The following is a 14,723-nucleotide window of genomic DNA, read 5'->3' on the forward strand; positions in this document are numbered from 1 at the left end:
GCGCAGGATTTTTCAAGACCGCCGACGCTGCGTCACCACGTTGCCGCAATCGCCGTCGTAGAATCCTCTATCGAGCGGAGGTTCCCGATGAGACGCGCCCTTTTCGCAGCGACTGCCTTTCTCTCCCTGGCACCGATCGGCCAGACGGTATTGGCCGCCGACGATGCCCCCGAAGCGCCCTATATCGACGATCGGTCGAGCGCCGATGCGGTTGTCCGTTCGCTGTACAGCGCCATCAGCCGGCACGAATTCGCCCGCGCATGGGGGTATTTCGGCGATACAAAGCCGGCAAAGGATTTCGACAGTTTCGTCAAAGGCTATGACGGCACCGACAAGGTCGAAGTCCAGATCGGGTCGGTTTCCGACGAAGGTGCGGCGGGCAGCATTTTCTACAACGTCCCCGTCGCCATCCGCGCCACCGACAAGAGCGGCGGCGAAAAGGTCTTTGCCGGCTGCTACACGCTGCGCCAGGTGAATGCCCAAATCCAGGCGGCGCCGCCCTTCGATCCAATCCATATCGAAAAAGGCGCGCTGAAACCCTCCACCGCCGATTTCGAAGAGGCGCTGCCGCCAGGCTGCGGCGACGGACCGCCACCGCCGAAGAAGGACACCGCACTGGAACAGGCCAAGAAGGCCTTTCTGGCGACCTATGGCGACCAGTGCGACAAGCAGTTCCTGGCCGATGAGCCGACCGTTTTTTCGATCAAATACAAGGACAAGGATGCGCAGCCTGGCGACCCCGACAAGGAGACGCGACTGTTCCATTTTTCCTGTTCGGCCGCCGCCTACAATGAAAGCTCGGTCTACTACATGACCGACGAGGTATCGGGCGTGCAGCAATTGCAATTCGCCGAACCCAAGATGGACATCCGCTACGAGAACAATGACAGCAACGGCAAATTGCTGGGCATGACCATCATCGGTTTCCAGACGTCCGGCTGGGCGGTCAATTCCGACTATGACGAGGCCACCCAGACGATCACCACGTTCAACAAGTGGCGCGGGGTCGGCGATGCTTCCGACGCCGGCACGTATCTGTTTCGCAACGGCAATTTCTCGCTGGTCCAGTACGACGTCGATGCATCCTATGACGGCGAGCAAAACCCCGAGACTGTCGTCGACTACAACACTGCGCCTTGAGCGTCACATGGGCTTGCAGGCAGCGCCTGTCAGGGCGCCTTCGATAGCATCCAGTTGAGCGTGCCGCGCCAGTCGGTCATGCGGATCGGCGTGCCATGGGTGCCTGTCTCGAAACGAACGAAATGGGTCGGGTAAGTCTTCGATTTGGCCAGGATCGAGCGAAAGAATGCTTCCTGATTTGCCACGGGGAAGACCACGTCGTGACTGCCCTGGCCGAAAAAGACCGGCACCCGGCGCTTGAAAGCAGGGCTGGCGAAGAAGCTCTCATCCCACAGCGAGCCGAGCAGCAGCAGGCCGCTGATGCGGCCGCCCATGTCCTTGCGCGCGGCAAGCTTCCAGCACAGCGCGCCGCCCATCGAGCCGCAGGCGACGAAGATCTTCGCGCCTGGCGATTGTTCGGCATAGTGACCGATCAGCGCTGCCACCTGCGCTGCTCCCTTGTCGCCGAAATCGGCAAAATCCGGGCTGAGATAGAGGCCGCCATTGCCGGCCATCAGGTTCTTGAGCCGGTTGAAATTGCCGCCGAAGGTGAAGTCGTCGACGCCTTGCTTGCGGCTGCCGCCCTGCCCGTGCAGGTAAAGCACGATGATGCCGGCGCCCTCGGTCTTACCGACGGCGACATGCCTGACATCGCCAGCATCGGTTTTCAGCAACAGATCCTGCTGCATCTTGCGGACGCCGGTGTCGGTGTATTGGGCGTTTACCCGGCGCTCCGGCACCTGGTCACGCTGGTTGATATCGCGCATCTCGCGGTAGTCGATGACGGTATAGGCGCCATTGGTGTCGGACGACAGCGTGGCCGGATAGGCGAAGAGATCGTCCTTGAAGGGTTTTAGTTCGAGAGCGGCAGCGTGGGCAGCTGAAGAAAACAAGAAAAGCATTGCCGTGAGGAAAGCGCGGCACGCCCCCCTCTGGCCTGCCGGCCATCTCCCCCTCAAGGGGGGAGATTGGATGCGCCTTCTGCTTTCACCAATCTCCAAGGTTTCGGGACGTGAGCTGCCGTCAAAGCTGCCAATCTCCCCCCTTGAGGGGGAGATGGCCGGCAGGCCAGAGGGGGGTAAAAGCGCCAACATGGAAGATGAAGTCATCCCTCTGGCATGCGTTTTTAGGCTTGGGTTTGTCAATCCTGCAGCACGCCGCCAGCGCCTTCCAGCGCCTCGCGCGTGTCGACATCGACAGACGCCGCCGCGCCGATCTCGACATCGATGACATCGAGCCCTTCGGTCTCGACCAGATGGCGTGCACCGGTGTCGCCTTCCAGATGGGCGATCGCCGGAAACAGCGAGCGCGGCAAAAGCACCGGGTTGCCGCGCTTGCCGTCATGCGAGGCACGGACCACCGCATTGCCGCCGGCCTTGCGGAATGTATCGATCAACCTGTCGAGGTCGTCGGACGCGATACCCGGCATGTCGCCGAGAACGATCATCACACCGGCGGCGTCTCCCGGCAGATAGGCAATGCCGGCTTTCAGCGAGGTGGACAGGCCCTCGGTAAAATCCGGATTGTCGGCGAAGGTCACGTCGAGGCCGGCCAGCGCCGTGCGCACCCGCTCGCGCTGATGGCCGGTGACGACAATCGTTCCAGACGCCTTCGAGCCGAGCGCCCGCTCGGCGGTGCGGCGCACCAGCGGCTTGCCGTCGAACAGCGCCAAAAGCTTGTTCGGTCCACCCATGCGGCTCGACCGGCCCGCCGCCAGCAGCACGATCCCGACCTTGAGCTGGCTCATGGCCGGCAGCGGTTCGCGCGGCTGCGGCCGCGTCGGGATTTCCATTAGCAGCCCGCCTACTCCCATGCCGGCAATATCCTTGGCGGTCACGTCGAGACCGGCGATCAGCCTGTCGAGCACCCAGTCGAAGCCGTTTTCCTTGGGGCTGCGGGCGCAGCCGGGAGCGCCGATGACGCGCTTGCCGTCGAGCATACCCAACACCAGCAGATTGCCGGGATCGACCGGCATGCCGGCGCGGATGACAGTACCACCCGCCTTCTCGATCGCGGCGGGAACGACATCGGCGAAATCGCTCATCGCCGAGGCGCCGAAGATCACCACCATGTCGTTGTCGCGCGCCAGCGAGGCCGCGGCTTCCGCCACCGACGCGATCTCATGCGGCGTGCGGCGCTCCGCCGTCAGCCTGCCGCCGGTGCGCGCCAGCCGCGCTTCGGTGACGCGCAACGTCTTGTCCAGCACACTCGGCTTGATGCCCGGCAGAACCGTCTGGATGACGCCGACACGCACCGGCTGGTAGGCGTTGACGGCAAAGATCTCACCACCGGCGCAAATTTTTGTCGCGGCGTCGACCAGCGCTGAACTGACCGCGAAGGGAATGATCTTCACCGTCGCGACCATCTGGCCTTTCTCGACCGGCGCATGCTGCGCCAGCGTGGCGATGGTGATGGCGGGATCGATGGCATTGATGGCGTCGATGGCAGCGGCATCGACCGTGAAGATGCCCGGCGCCTTGGCATGGAGGTTGACCCGCCCGGTCGCGGCAGGCCTGGCCTCGATCCCGCGAAAGGTCATGCTCTCAGCTATTTCCTGCGCGGCGGCATCCTCGCCGAGGTCGTCGGCAGCCAGCACGGCTGCAACGACCTGCGAAATGCCGGCGGCCCGCAGCAGCGCCACATCTTCGGCGCTGAGCCTGTGCGCCTTGCGGAAGCGGCGTTCACCAGCGGTGGTGGAGTGCGCCAGCACCGCGCCTTCCGCGGTCTCGATCGGGATCGGGCCGAATTTCACGCCGCAGCGCCCGTAGAGCGCCGCGCGTCCTTTTGGACGCGCAAAGGACGCTCTACTACTTTGAATCTACGCATCGTGCTTTTCCAAAATCGATTTCGATTTTGGAGCCGATGCGGAGGCATCGAAACCGCGCGAGCGGAAGGCATGGATCGCCTGGGCCAGCACCGCAACGGCGATCTCGGCCGGACTGGCAGCACCAATATCCAGCCCGATCGGCGCATGGATACGGGCGATCTGATCGGCGCTCGCGCCCAGCGCCAGCAGGCGTTCGACCCGCTTGGCATGCGTCTTCCTGCTACCGAGCGCCCCGACATAGAAACAGTTGGCGTCGAGCGCGGCCTTCAGGGCGAAATCATCGACCTTCGGGTCATGGGTGACGGCGGCAAGTGCGGTGTAGCTGTCGAGCGGCTGGCGCTTCAGCACATCCTCCGGCCATTCGGCATGAAGCGCCACATCGGGAAAGCGGTCCGGCGTGGCGAAAGCGGTGCGGGGGTCGATGATCTCGACGGGATAGCCGGCAATCCTGGCCATCGGCGCCAGCGCCTGGCTGATATGGACAGCGCCAATCACGACCAGACGCGGCTGCGGCAGATGCGCGTTGAGAAAGAAATTCCGCCCCTCGGCTTCGACCGAACCGGAGTTGCCTGTGCGAAACGCCCTGGCGATCGCGGCGCCAAGATCGCCGGCGACCTGATCGCCCTCGCGCACGATCCGGTCGCGGCCGTCACCGAGATCGGTGACAAGGATCGCCGCACGGCGAGCGCGTCGTTCGGCGTTCAAAGTTTTTAAGGCGTAGGGATCCATCAGGAAATCTCTTGTCCGAGCATGATCTTGTCCAAAAACCGGGTCCCACTTTTTGGGATCATGCTCTAGCCCAGTCTTTCCACGTACACCTTGATGCGACCGCCACAGGACAAGCCGACCTGCCATGCGGTTTCATCGGCAACACCGAACTCCAGCATCCTGGCCTTGCCGCTGTCGATGACGTCGATGGCCTCGCTGACCACAGCGCCTTCGACGCAGCCGCCGGAAACGGAGCCGTGGAAATTGCCGTCGGCATCAATGACCAGATGGCTGCCTATGGGTCGGGGCGCCGAACCCCAGGTCTCGACCACAGTCGCGATGGCCACGTCCTTGCCGTCCTTCATCCAGCCCTCCGCAATGATCAGCGGGTCGCGGGCCTCATCCAGATAAATGCTGTTTTCCATGACCGTTTCTCCAGAAGTCTGTTTTTCTCGGGATCTGTTTTCCGGATGGGAAAGATATGGTTATGCGGCGTGCCTCGCGCCAGCTTCCAGCCATCGGCGCGGATCGACGGATTGTGCCGACTTCTTGTCCAGCGACGCGCAGAGATCGGCGAGCGCGTCGAGATTGTGCACCGAGCGGAACTCGTCGACATGCGGCAGCATCGTCTTGACGCCGCGGGCGCGCGCCTGGAAGCCGTCGAAGCGCAGCAACGGGTTCAGCCAGATCAGACGCCGGCAGGATTTGTGCAGGCGTTCCATTTCTTCTGACAGGCCGGCGACATCGTCGCGCTCCAGCCCGTCGGTGATCAGAAGCACGACCGCGCCCTGCCCCAGCACACGCCGCGACCATACCAGGTTGAATTCGGCCAGCGTGTCACCGATGCGGGTGCCGCCCGACCAGTCCCTGACCGCCGCCGAACAGTCGGCAAGGGCTGCATCCGGGTCGCGATGGCGCATCTGCCGGGTCAGGTTGGTGAGCCGGGTGCCGAAGACGAAGGTGTGCACGCGACGCCTTTTTTCAGTCAGCGCATGCAGGAAATGCAGGAAGATGCGCGTGTACTGGCTCATCGAGCCGGAAATATCGGCCAGCACCACCAGCGGCGGGTGAACCTCGCGCGGCGAACGGAACTTCGGCAGAATCAGCTCGCCGCCGGTGCGCGCAGCCGAACGCATCATGGCGCGCGGATCGATGCGGCGGCCATGCGCATCGGCCTTGAAGCGCCGGGTCCGCACCATGTCGAAAGGCAACCGCAACTGCGCGATCGCCTTCTTGGCGTCGGCCATCTCGGCGGCGTTCATCTGGGCAAAATCCTTGGCCCGCAGCACCTCGTTGCCGGAAAAGGTGAAGCGGGCGTCGACCTCGATCTCGGGAATTTCCTGTGGCGGCTGGTTCTTCTGGTGGCCCTCGAACATCGCCTGGCTGACCCGGTTTTCAGCGGCGCGTGGCTTCTGCTTTTCCCTGGTGTCGGGTGCCACCGGCGAAAACATAGCCAGCATCTTTTCGATCAGTTCGCGCGACTTCCAGAACAGCCGGAAGGCTTCGTCGAAAATGGCGTGATCCTCATGCCGCGACACCAGCACGGCGTGCAGCGTCCAGTAGAAATCGTCGCGCGAACCAATGCCCGCGGCGAGCACCGCCTCGATGGCGTCCTTGACCGAGGCCGGCCCGACCCGCATGCCCGCCTTGCGCAAGGTGCGGGCAAAATAGACGATGTTGTCGGCGATTCGCCCGTGCGGCATGGCCTCTTTTGGCTCGGGGCGTAGCATCGCCTACTCCGCCGCCGAAAGCTCGGCCTTCACCTCGTTGAGGATGCGCCGGCCTTCGCCCTGTTCGATGCGGGCAATGTCGTCCTGGTATTTCAACAGCACGCCGATCGTGTCGGAGACGGTTTCAGGATCGAGCGCCACCTTGTCGAGCTCGGTCAGCGCGCCGGCCCAGTCGATGGTTTCGGCGACGCCCGGCACCTTGAACAGCTCGATCTGGCGCAGCTTCTGGATGAAGGAGACCACTTCGGCCGAAAGGCGCTGGTTGGCCTGCGGCACCTTGCGGCGCACGATCTCCAGCTCGCGCTCGGCATTGGGATAGTCGACCCAGTGATAAAGGCAGCGCCGCTTCAGCGCATCGTGGATTTCGCGGGTGCGATTGGTGGTGATGATGACGATCGGTGGTTCTTCCGCCTTGATGGTGCCGAGTTCGGGCACCGTCACCTGGAAATCGGACAGGATTTCGAGCAGGAAGGCCTCGAAGGCCTCGTCGGTGCGGTCGAGCTCATCGATCAGGAAAACCGGGGCAGCGCCCGTCTTTCCGGTCAGCGCATCGAGCACCGGGCGGCGGATCAGGTATTTTTCGGAAAAGACGTTGCGCTCCATGGCGGAGCGCTCGACCTCGCCGGCCGCCTCCTCCATGCGGATCTCGATCATCTGCGCGGCGTAGTTCCACTCATAGACGGCGGACGAGACGTCGAGGCCTTCATAGCACTGCAGGCGGATCAGCCGGCGGCCGAGCGCCTGTGCCAACACCTTGGCGATCTCGGTCTTGCCGACGCCGGCCTCGCCCTCGAGGAAAAGCGGCCGCTTCATACGCAACGACAGGAACAGCACGGTCGCCAGCGACCGGTCCGCCACATAGTCCGCACCGGTCAGGAGATCGAGCGTCTCGTCGATCGTCCGTGGCGCGGCGCGCGGTTTCAGCTCGGTCATTCTTTCTCCGTGAACGCCGCCGCTCCGCTTTCCAGTACGTGGTAGCCGCGGGCGTGATAGATCAGCGGCCGCAAATTATCGCCCATACGCAGACCTGTCACCTTGCCAAAAAGCACACGATGGGTGGCCAGATCCTTGGTGTCGATCAATTCGCAGTCGAACACGGCAAGCGCGCCTTTCAGGGTCGGCGCGCCGGTGGAGATCACATCCCATTCGCCAAGCGCGAAACGTTCCTCGACCGGCAGGCCGGTGATGCCGGAAAAGCCGACCGACAGCGGCTCCTGGTGCGAGGCCAGCGTGTTCAGGGCAAACCTGCCGTTTTTCACGAACAGCTCATTCTTGGCATTTTCGCGGTTGAGACAGACCAGGATGGTCGGCGGCGTGTCCGACACCGAACAGGCGGCGATCACCGTCGTGCCGCGCTTGCCGGCCGGCCCGTCGGTGGTGACCACATGGACGTGGCCGGCAAAGTGGCTCATCGCATCGCGATAGGCCTGCGGCCCAATGTCGTTCTTCTTCAGCACCGTAAATTTTCCATGGTCAGGATCCTACCGACATATATGGCCAGACATAGCCCGCCACAAGCGAAGTGCCTGAGCCATATCCCGAAATTCGCGTGTTGCACCAAGGCCGGGCAGCCTTTAGGTCTTGGCGGCAATAGTGCCGGGAGCATAGAGCCGGCACGGAGGGACCCATCGCTCGAATGCGACCCAGGACAAGAACAATAGCGGCGCTGTTCTGGCTGTTTCTGGCCAGTGCCGCGGATGCCCAGACGCTGCTCGTCGGCGTCGCGGCACCGCTATCGGGACCATCTGCCATTCTCGGCAAGCAGATCGAGGCCGGGACCGGCCTGGCGGCCGAAGCGAACGGCATCGAACTGAAGACGGTGGATGACGCCTGCACCGCCGATGGTGGCGCTGCCGCGGCCAGGGAATTCGCAGCCGCCAAGGTCAACATCGTGGTCGGCTTTCTCTGCACCGAAGCGATCGAAGCGGCGATGCCTATCCTCAAGGACGCCAACATTCCGGCCATCACCGTTGGCGTGCGAACCGAAAGTCTGACCGACCGCCGCGCCAAGACCGGCTGGCCGGTCTATCGCCTCGGGCCACGCGGCGACGATGAGCGCAACACCGTCGCCTCCGCCCTTACCCATCTGTGGCAGAACGAGCTGTTCGCCATCATCGACGACGGCACCATCTACGGCCGTGAGATCGCCGAGACGTTGCGGGCAGCGGCCGAACAGGCAGCGCTGAGGCCGGTATTCACAGACACGTTCCGGCCACAGCTCGACAACCAGATCGGCATGATCGGCCGGCTGAAGAAGGCCGGCGCGACGCATGTCTTTGCTGGCGGCGACGGCGACGACATCGCCATCATGGGCCGCGATGCCGCACAGCTTCAGGCTGGCATCGTCTTTGCCGGCGGCGAAAATCTCCGCACACCGCCGGGCGACGTGCCCTATGCCGTGGGCACGCTGATGATCGCACCGCCTGAATGGGCCGATGTCGCCGATCCAAAAGTGCTGGCGGCATTTGACGCTAGGAAGATCGTGCCCGACGGCTATGCGCTGCCCGCCTACGCCGCGGTCGAAATCGCCAAGGCGGCATCAAGCTTGTCCGAAAGCTCGGGCAAGCCATTGGCTGAAGCCCTGACCGGACAGGATTTCACCACGGCGATCGGGCCGATCCGCTTTGATGCCAAAGGCGACCTCAGCCAGAGCCCTTACCGCGTCTTCCGTTTCGACGGCACGCGCTTTGCGCCCTTGGAAAGCAACTGATGTTTCGCACCGGCCCACGCAACCTGATCACCGACGTTGCCGGCCTGCGCGTCGGCAATGCGTCCGACGCCAGCCTGAAGTCCGGCGTCACGACCGTGCTTTGCGACACGCCGACAGTGGCTGGCGTTCAGATCCTGGGCGGCGCGCCGGGCACGCGCGAGACAGACCTGCTCGAACCGCACAATTCGGTCGATGTGGTGCACGCCGTGGTGCTTTCAGGCGGTTCGGCTTTCGGCCTCGACGCGGCATCCGGCGTGCAGGCGGCGTTGCGCGAACGCGGCATCGGCATCGAGGTCGGTGGCTTTCGCGTGCCGATCGTGCCGTCGGCGATCCTGTTCGACCTGCGCAATGGCGGCGACAAGGATTGGGGCCGTTATCCGCCCTACCGTGAGCTTGGCTATGAGGCGGCGCAAACCGCCACCGCCGATTTCCAACTCGGCACGATCGGTGCCGGCACCGGTGCGCTGACCTCGGGGCTAAAGGGCGGCCTCGGCTCCGCCTCGACGCTGCTGGATAGCGGCGTCACCATCGGCGCGCTGGCCGCCGTCAATCCGACGGGCTCGGTAACCGTCAGCCGAACCCGCCATTTCTGGGCAGCACCGTTCGAGATCGGCGGCGAATTCGGCGGGCTTGGTTACCCCACGCCGATGCCGGACGATGCGAAACAGATTCTTTTGAAACACCGCAACAAGCATGTTGGCAGGCAGATGGAGACCGGCGGCAACACCACCATCGCCGTCATTGCCACCGATGCGGTGCTCACAAAAGCTGCCGCCAAGCGCCTGGCGATATCGGCGCATGACGGGTTCGTGCGCGCCATATGGCCGACGCACACACCGGCCGATGGCGATCTTGTGTTCGCGCTGGCGACCGGCACGAGCGGTATCGAACTCTCCGCCGATGCGGCAATCGATCTCTACGCCGCCGCCGGCGCCACCATGGCGCGCGCCATCAGTCGCGGCGTCTATGCGGCAACGCCTGCCGAAAACGATCTGTTTCCGGTCTGGTCGTCACGCCTGAGGTGAAGCGATCAATCAGACCCGATCGGACTTTTCTTCCTCGAACGTCACCGCAACATCGGAATTCGCCGACAGCCAGACCTTCTTCCCGTCGACTTCGGCAATCAGGCTCAGGGGAATATAGTGATGATGGCCCTTGTGAGCGCCCTCGCCGCTATCGGCCTTGGTCAGCTTGATGCGCTGGCCATCGACCTTGTCGACAGTGCCGACATGCACGCCGTCGGCGCCGACAACTTCCATATGCTCGCGAATTTTGCTGGTGCCGGTCATGGTGGTTCTCCATTGGGACTGCCGACCATAACAAATGACGGGCCGATTGGATGCATCGGCTTTCGCACCGCACGACGTTTTGATTTCGGCGTGCTAGGGGATTGAGACGATCACGGGGGTGAAGACCGATGCGAATGCTCTTTCTGTTTGCCGTTGGCCTGCTTGCACAGTTTGCCACCTCGATCGCGGCTCATGCCGGCGATGTCGCCGAACTTGAAATCCTCGGCTTCACCAAGGACGGCAGCGTCTTTGCTTTCGAGGAATATGGCGTGCAGGATGGATCGGGTTTTCCCTATGCCAACCGCTACTACATCGACACCAGCACCGACAGCTTTCTCAAGGGCACGCCGATCCGGGTCCGGCTTGAGGACGAGAATGCCAAACTGGATGCGGCGCGCCTTCAGGCCCGGCAAAAAGGCGAAGCCATTGTCAGTCAGGCCGAGCTGAGCGCCAATCGCGGCATCACCGCGGGTTTCAACCCGGTGACCGAGCTTTCGGCGGATCCGCACCGGATGGCGGTCAATCCGCGCCCGATCTTTTCGCCGGTCGACCCACCGCTCGAGTTCCGGCTCGACGAGATCGGCATGAACAACACCAAGGGCTGCGAGAGCCAGGGCGAGATCAACGGCTTCCGGCTGCTGCGCATCGAGGCGCAGGATGGTGGCACCACCAAGCTGCTGCACGAGGATAAGGCGATACCGAAAAGCCGGGGTTGCCCGAACGGCTACCGCATCGGCGCCGTGCAGACCTTTTCGATGGACAGTCTCAGCGCCTATGCCGTGCTGATCGCGGTGCGCCAGTACGGCATAGAAGGCCCGGACTTTCGCTGGATCGCGGTGACCGGCCGCCTGTGACACCGCTTGTCCCACCCGCCCCGCGCGATCGTTCGCTGAACCGCCTTCGCCGCGCTATACCGACGCCGCGCACTGCGTTTTATGGCGCCTTGCTATGGGCCACGACGATGGGCGCCAGTGCGCTCGTCACCCTGTTGTTGGACGACTGGGAGACGCCGGCGAAAATCCGCATTGTCACCGTACTGTTCGCGGTGGGAGCTGCGCTGGCCTTTCCTATCGGCCTGTTCGCGGCGCGGCTGGTTTCGCAGGGAAGACGCTGGGAAGTCGCCTTTGCCGCGGCCTTCGTGTGCCTAGCCGCGGCGACGATCGGCCTGACCGCCGGGCTGTTTGCCCTGCAGTACCGCTCCTACTATGCCGAGTGGCATGCGCCTGCTTTCACCCGCACCTGGGTCCTCCAGTTCGTCTTCACGACGTTGATTGCGCTTTATCAGTTCGTGGTGCTGGGCATCCGGCTCTATTTTCCAGTTGGTTTCATCGCTCTGTTTGCCGCGGGCGTCTGGTTTGCGCGCCAGCGGCGTTGAGCATTTTGCTCGCCTCTGTTAGGACGCGGGCAAACTTCTCGATATGTCAGGACTGACCGATGATCCCTCGCTATTCCCGGCCGGAAATGGTCGCCATCTGGTCGCCAGAAACCCGGTTCCGCATCTGGTTCGAGATCGAAGCCTATGCATGCGACGCGCTGGCCGAACTCGGCGTCATCCCCAGGGAAGCGGCAAAAACCATCTGGGAAAAGGGCGGGGCGGCAAAATTCGATGTCGAGGCGATCGACGAGATCGAGCGCGTTACCAAGCATGACGTGATCGCCTTCCTCACCCATCTTGCCGAATTCGTCGGGCCGGACGCCCGCTTCATCCATCAGGGCATGACCTCGTCCGACGTTCTCGACACCTGCTTTGCGGTGCAGCTTACCCGCGCCAGCGACATCCTGCTCGCCGACATCGATGGTCTGCTTGCAGCGCTCAAGCGCCGCGCCTTCGAGCACAAGGACACGGTCACCATCGGCCGCAGCCATGGCATCCATGCCGAGCCGACCACCTTCGGCGTCAAGCTGGCGCAGGCCTATGCCGAGTTCTCGCGCTGCCGCGAGCGGTTGGTGCACGCGCGGGAGGACATCGCCACCTGTGCGATCTCCGGGGCGGTCGGCACCTTCGCCAACATCGACCCCTATGTCGAGGAACATGTGGCGGCGAAGCTCGGCCTGAAGCCCGAGCCGGTTTCGACGCAAGTGATCCCGCGCGACCGTCACGCGATGTTCTTTGCCACGCTCGGCGTCATCGCCTCGTCGGTCGAGCGGCTGTCGATCGAGATCCGGCATTTGCAGCGCACCGAAGTGCTGGAAGCGGAAGAGTATTTTTCGCCGGGCCAGAAAGGCTCGTCGGCCATGCCGCACAAGCGCAACCCGGTGCTGACCGAGAACCTCACCGGCCTTGCCCGCATGGTGCGTTCGATGGCGCTGCCGGCGATGGAGAATGTGGCGCTCTGGCACGAGCGCGACATCTCGCACTCCTCGGTCGAGCGCATGATCGGCCCGGACGCCACCGTGACGCTCGATTTCGCGCTGTCACGGCTGACCGGCGTCATCGACAAGCTGCTCGTCTATCCCGACAACATGCTGAAGAACATGAACAAGTTCCGCGGCCTCGTGCATTCGCAGCGCGTCATGCTGGCGCTGACGCAGGCGGGCCTGTCGCGCGAAGACTCCTACCGGCTGGTGCAGCGCAACGCCATGAGAGTGTGGGAGCAAGGCGCTGATTTTCTTGAGGAATTACTGTCCGACAAGGAAGTGACCGCAGCGCTGCCGGAAGCCGAGATCCGCGAGAAATTCGACCTGGGCTATCACACCAAGCATGTCGACACGATCTTCAAGCGGGTGTTCGGATAGGATTTCCATGCGACTGGCTGTCCTTTCCGACATTCACGGGAATCTGCGCGCGCTTGAAGCGGTTCATGCGCGGATCAAGGACAATTCTCCCGACATCATCGTCAATCTGGGTGATTGTCTCTCCGGGCCGCTATGGCCGAAGAAACCGCGCAATATTTGATTGCACAGAACTGGCCGACCGTGCGCGGCAATCACGACCGTGTGCTGATCGAGCCGCCGGCTTCCGGGCTGGAAGACGTCGATGCCTTTACCCACCATTGCCTCTCCCAGACGTCATTGGCTTGGCTTTTGGCATTGCCGATTGCCCTGACGCTCGCCCCTGAAATTCTGCTCTGCCACGGCAGCCCCAGCGACGACGAGACGTTCCTGCTCGAGGAAGACGGCGGCAATCACTTCTATCCATCCAATCAAAAAGAAATCAGACACAAGCTCGGCAGCATCGATGCCGGGCTGACCTTGTGCGGCCACACCCATACGCCGCGCGTCGTGCGGCTTTCCGACCGCCAGACGATCCTAAATCCCGGCAGCGTCGGTGTTCAGGCGTTTCCCGGCCTTACCGTGACCGGCAGCCCGCATGCCCGCTACGCCCTCGCCACGCAAGCGCGGAGAATGGTCGTTCAGCCATCACGCGGTCAGTTATGACTGGGCCGAAGCATCCAGCCGCGCGACGGCGGCCGGCTTCGACAGTTGGGCACACGGATTGCTGACCGGTTACGCCGCCAGTTCTGTTTAAGAGCGCAGCGGGCGCTTAGCCGGCAGCGCCAGGCACGGTGCGGATCACCGTGCCCCACGGGTCTTCCCGCGTGGTTTCGGTGGATGCCTTGTCCGAACGCATCTCGACCCAGGCCAGACCTGACCGGGAGGGATCGCGGCGGCCTGCGCCTGAACTCTGCCAGGCGTTGGCGCCGATGTGGTGGTGATAGCCGCCCGACGACAGGAACACCGCCTGGCCGCCATATTTCGCCACCGTGTCGAAGCCGAATTCCTGGTTCCACCAGGCTTCGGCGTCTTCCGGCCTGCCGACACGCAGGTGGACATGGCCGACGATGCTGTTTTCCGGCGCGCCCTGCCAGCCGGCGTCACCCGCAGGCACTTCGGCAACGACGGACGGAATGTTCAGCCGCTCCGTTGCCATGGCAATCTTGTCGCCATTCCACTTCCAGTCCTGCGGGCGGCGGTCGGCATAGATCTCGATGCCATTGCCTTCGGGATCGGTCAGGTACAGAGCTTCGCTGACCAGATGGTCGGAAGCGCCCTCGATCGCGATCTTGTTCGATATAGCGTGGTTGATCCAGCGGCCGAGATCGGCGCGGCTGGGCAGCAGGAAGGCGGTGTGGAACAGCCCGGCGCTGCGCGGATCATCCGGCTTAGCTGAAGCGTCCTGCTCAAGCACCAACAAGGGACGGTTGGCGGCGCCCAGCGTGATCGAACCATCGGCACGGCTCAACTCCTGCAGACCGACAATTTCGCGGTAATATGCGGCAAGGCTTTCCGCGTCGCGCGCCTTCAGCCCGACGCGGGCAACGCTGACTGGGGTGGTGGCGGCAAAAGGCAACTCGCTCATCAAATGCTCCGTTCGACCGGCCTGCGATGAAGCTCCCAAA

Annotated in this window: 17 protein-coding genes; 8 read left to right on the top strand and 9 right to left on the bottom strand. The window is 63.4% G+C overall.

Annotated elements, in window-relative coordinates; translation table 11 throughout:
* Positions 1-87 precede the first annotated feature (87 nt).
* On the top strand, positions 88-1,140 hold the full coding sequence (locus NKJ00_RS15275) for a DUF1176 domain-containing protein (RefSeq protein ID WP_352630248.1): 1,053 nt from the start codon (positions 88-90) through the stop codon (positions 1,138-1,140).
* A gap of 29 nt (positions 1,141-1,169) precedes the next feature.
* On the opposite strand, the gene NKJ00_RS15280 is transcribed toward NKJ00_RS15275, so the two are convergent.
* The 7 genes from NKJ00_RS15280 to NKJ00_RS15310 all read right to left on the bottom strand — a co-directional run bounded on the left by NKJ00_RS15280 (position 1,170) and on the right by NKJ00_RS15310 (position 7,841).
* Entirely contained in the window at positions 1,170-2,021 is an 852-nt protein-coding gene (locus tag NKJ00_RS15280) for an alpha/beta hydrolase family protein (protein WP_352610585.1), read from the bottom strand.
* A gap of 239 nt (positions 2,022-2,260) precedes the next feature.
* The gene (locus NKJ00_RS15285) at positions 2,261-3,871 is read right to left on the bottom strand and encodes an NTP transferase domain-containing protein (RefSeq protein WP_352610583.1); all 1,611 of its coding nucleotides are present in this window, start codon (positions 3,869-3,871) and stop codon (positions 2,261-2,263) included.
* Between the two features lie 66 nt (positions 3,872-3,937).
* The gene (locus NKJ00_RS15290; protein ID WP_352610581.1) at positions 3,938-4,675 is read right to left on the bottom strand and encodes an XdhC family protein; all 738 of its coding nucleotides are present in this window, start codon (positions 4,673-4,675) and stop codon (positions 3,938-3,940) included.
* 65 nt (positions 4,676-4,740) lie between these two features.
* Positions 4,741-5,079, bottom strand: a complete 339-nt coding sequence (locus NKJ00_RS15295; RefSeq protein ID WP_128303293.1) for an XdhC family protein — start codon at positions 5,077-5,079, stop codon at positions 4,741-4,743.
* A gap of 60 nt (positions 5,080-5,139) precedes the next feature.
* Entirely contained in the window at positions 5,140-6,384 is a 1,245-nt protein-coding gene (locus tag NKJ00_RS15300; RefSeq protein WP_352610579.1) for a vWA domain-containing protein, read from the bottom strand.
* A gap of 3 nt (positions 6,385-6,387) precedes the next feature.
* Entirely contained in the window at positions 6,388-7,317 is a 930-nt protein-coding gene (locus NKJ00_RS15305; RefSeq protein ID WP_352440161.1) for an AAA family ATPase, read from the bottom strand.
* Positions 7,314-7,841 carry a flavin reductase gene (locus tag NKJ00_RS15310; RefSeq protein ID WP_027036962.1) on the bottom strand — a complete coding sequence of 176 codons (528 nt, stop codon included), beginning with the start codon at positions 7,839-7,841 and terminating at the stop codon, positions 7,314-7,316. The genes NKJ00_RS15305 and NKJ00_RS15310 overlap by 4 nt, the downstream gene beginning before the upstream one ends.
* Before the next feature lie 179 nt (positions 7,842-8,020).
* Here NKJ00_RS15310 and NKJ00_RS15315 point away from each other — a divergent pair, with 179 nt between their 5' ends.
* Both NKJ00_RS15315 and NKJ00_RS15320 read left to right on the top strand, forming a co-directional pair.
* A complete protein-coding gene (locus tag NKJ00_RS15315) occupies positions 8,021-9,094 on the top strand; it encodes a branched-chain amino acid ABC transporter substrate-binding protein (protein ID WP_352610577.1) in 1,074 nt (357 codons plus the stop codon).
* Positions 9,094-10,119, top strand: a complete 1,026-nt coding sequence (locus NKJ00_RS15320) for a P1 family peptidase (RefSeq protein ID WP_352610575.1) — start codon at positions 9,094-9,096, stop codon at positions 10,117-10,119. The genes NKJ00_RS15315 and NKJ00_RS15320 overlap by 1 nt, the downstream gene beginning before the upstream one ends.
* 9 nt (positions 10,120-10,128) lie before the next feature.
* Here NKJ00_RS15320 and NKJ00_RS15325 read toward each other — a convergent pair whose 3' ends face one another.
* A complete protein-coding gene (locus NKJ00_RS15325; protein WP_352610574.1) occupies positions 10,129-10,383 on the bottom strand; it encodes a DUF2171 domain-containing protein in 255 nt (84 codons plus the stop codon).
* Positions 10,384-10,511: 128 nt separating this feature from the next.
* Here NKJ00_RS15325 and NKJ00_RS15330 point away from each other — a divergent pair, with 128 nt between their 5' ends.
* From NKJ00_RS15330 to NKJ00_RS15350, 5 genes are all read left to right on the top strand, one after another.
* Positions 10,512-11,237, top strand: a complete 726-nt coding sequence (locus NKJ00_RS15330) for a DUF2259 domain-containing protein (protein ID WP_352630250.1) — start codon at positions 10,512-10,514, stop codon at positions 11,235-11,237.
* 107 nt (positions 11,238-11,344) lie between these two features.
* Entirely contained in the window at positions 11,345-11,758 is a 414-nt protein-coding gene (locus tag NKJ00_RS15335; RefSeq protein ID WP_128303287.1) for a hypothetical protein, read from the top strand.
* A gap of 59 nt (positions 11,759-11,817) precedes the next feature.
* Positions 11,818-13,119: an adenylosuccinate lyase gene (purB, locus tag NKJ00_RS15340; protein ID WP_128303286.1), complete on the top strand. Its 1,302-nt coding sequence runs from the start codon at positions 11,818-11,820 to the stop codon at positions 13,117-13,119.
* A gap of 7 nt (positions 13,120-13,126) precedes the next feature.
* Entirely contained in the window at positions 13,127-13,279 is a 153-nt protein-coding gene (locus NKJ00_RS15345) for a metallophosphoesterase family protein (RefSeq protein ID WP_352552711.1), read from the top strand.
* Complete coding sequence (locus NKJ00_RS15350; protein ID WP_352630253.1) at positions 13,252-13,761, top strand: metallophosphoesterase family protein; 510 nt, start codon at positions 13,252-13,254, stop codon at positions 13,759-13,761. The genes NKJ00_RS15345 and NKJ00_RS15350 overlap by 28 nt, the downstream gene beginning before the upstream one ends.
* Positions 13,762-13,867: 106 nt before the next feature.
* On the opposite strand, the gene NKJ00_RS15355 is transcribed toward NKJ00_RS15350, so the two are convergent.
* Positions 13,868-14,683, bottom strand: coding sequence for a VOC family protein (locus tag NKJ00_RS15355; RefSeq protein ID WP_023810345.1), 816 nt, complete (start codon positions 14,681-14,683; stop codon positions 13,868-13,870).
* Positions 14,684-14,723: the final 40 nt, after the last annotated feature.

It is taken from the genome of Mesorhizobium sp. M0227 (assembly GCF_040321855.1).
Taxonomy (GTDB): domain Bacteria; phylum Pseudomonadota; class Alphaproteobacteria; order Rhizobiales; family Rhizobiaceae; genus Mesorhizobium.

Coding starts and splice junctions, on each gene's coding strand:
- NKJ00_RS15295 (WP_128303293.1), bottom strand. CDS start 5,079: ATGGAAAACAGCATTTATCTGGATGAGGCCCGCGACCCGCTGATCATT.
- NKJ00_RS15355 (WP_023810345.1), bottom strand. CDS start 14,683: ATGAGCGAGTTGCCTTTTGCCGCCACCACCCCAGTCAGCGTTGCCCGC.
- NKJ00_RS15335 (WP_128303287.1), top strand. CDS start 11,345: ATGGGCGCCAGTGCGCTCGTCACCCTGTTGTTGGACGACTGGGAGACG.
- NKJ00_RS15290 (WP_352610581.1), bottom strand. CDS start 4,675: ATGGATCCCTACGCCTTAAAAACTTTGAACGCCGAACGACGCGCTCGC.
- NKJ00_RS15345 (WP_352552711.1), top strand. CDS start 13,127: ATGCGACTGGCTGTCCTTTCCGACATTCACGGGAATCTGCGCGCGCTT.
- NKJ00_RS15305 (WP_352440161.1), bottom strand. CDS start 7,317: ATGACCGAGCTGAAACCGCGCGCCGCGCCACGGACGATCGACGAGACG.
- NKJ00_RS15350 (WP_352630253.1), top strand. CDS start 13,252: ATGGCCGAAGAAACCGCGCAATATTTGATTGCACAGAACTGGCCGACC.
- NKJ00_RS15320 (WP_352610575.1), top strand. CDS start 9,094: ATGTTTCGCACCGGCCCACGCAACCTGATCACCGACGTTGCCGGCCTG.
- NKJ00_RS15325 (WP_352610574.1), bottom strand. CDS start 10,383: ATGACCGGCACCAGCAAAATTCGCGAGCATATGGAAGTTGTCGGCGCC.
- purB (WP_128303286.1), top strand. CDS start 11,818: ATGATCCCTCGCTATTCCCGGCCGGAAATGGTCGCCATCTGGTCGCCA.
- NKJ00_RS15315 (WP_352610577.1), top strand. CDS start 8,021: ATGCGACCCAGGACAAGAACAATAGCGGCGCTGTTCTGGCTGTTTCTG.
- NKJ00_RS15275 (WP_352630248.1), top strand. CDS start 88: ATGAGACGCGCCCTTTTCGCAGCGACTGCCTTTCTCTCCCTGGCACCG.
- NKJ00_RS15300 (WP_352610579.1), bottom strand. CDS start 6,384: ATGCTACGCCCCGAGCCAAAAGAGGCCATGCCGCACGGGCGAATCGCC.
- NKJ00_RS15280 (WP_352610585.1), bottom strand. CDS start 2,021: ATGCTTTTCTTGTTTTCTTCAGCTGCCCACGCTGCCGCTCTCGAACTA.
- NKJ00_RS15330 (WP_352630250.1), top strand. CDS start 10,512: ATGCGAATGCTCTTTCTGTTTGCCGTTGGCCTGCTTGCACAGTTTGCC.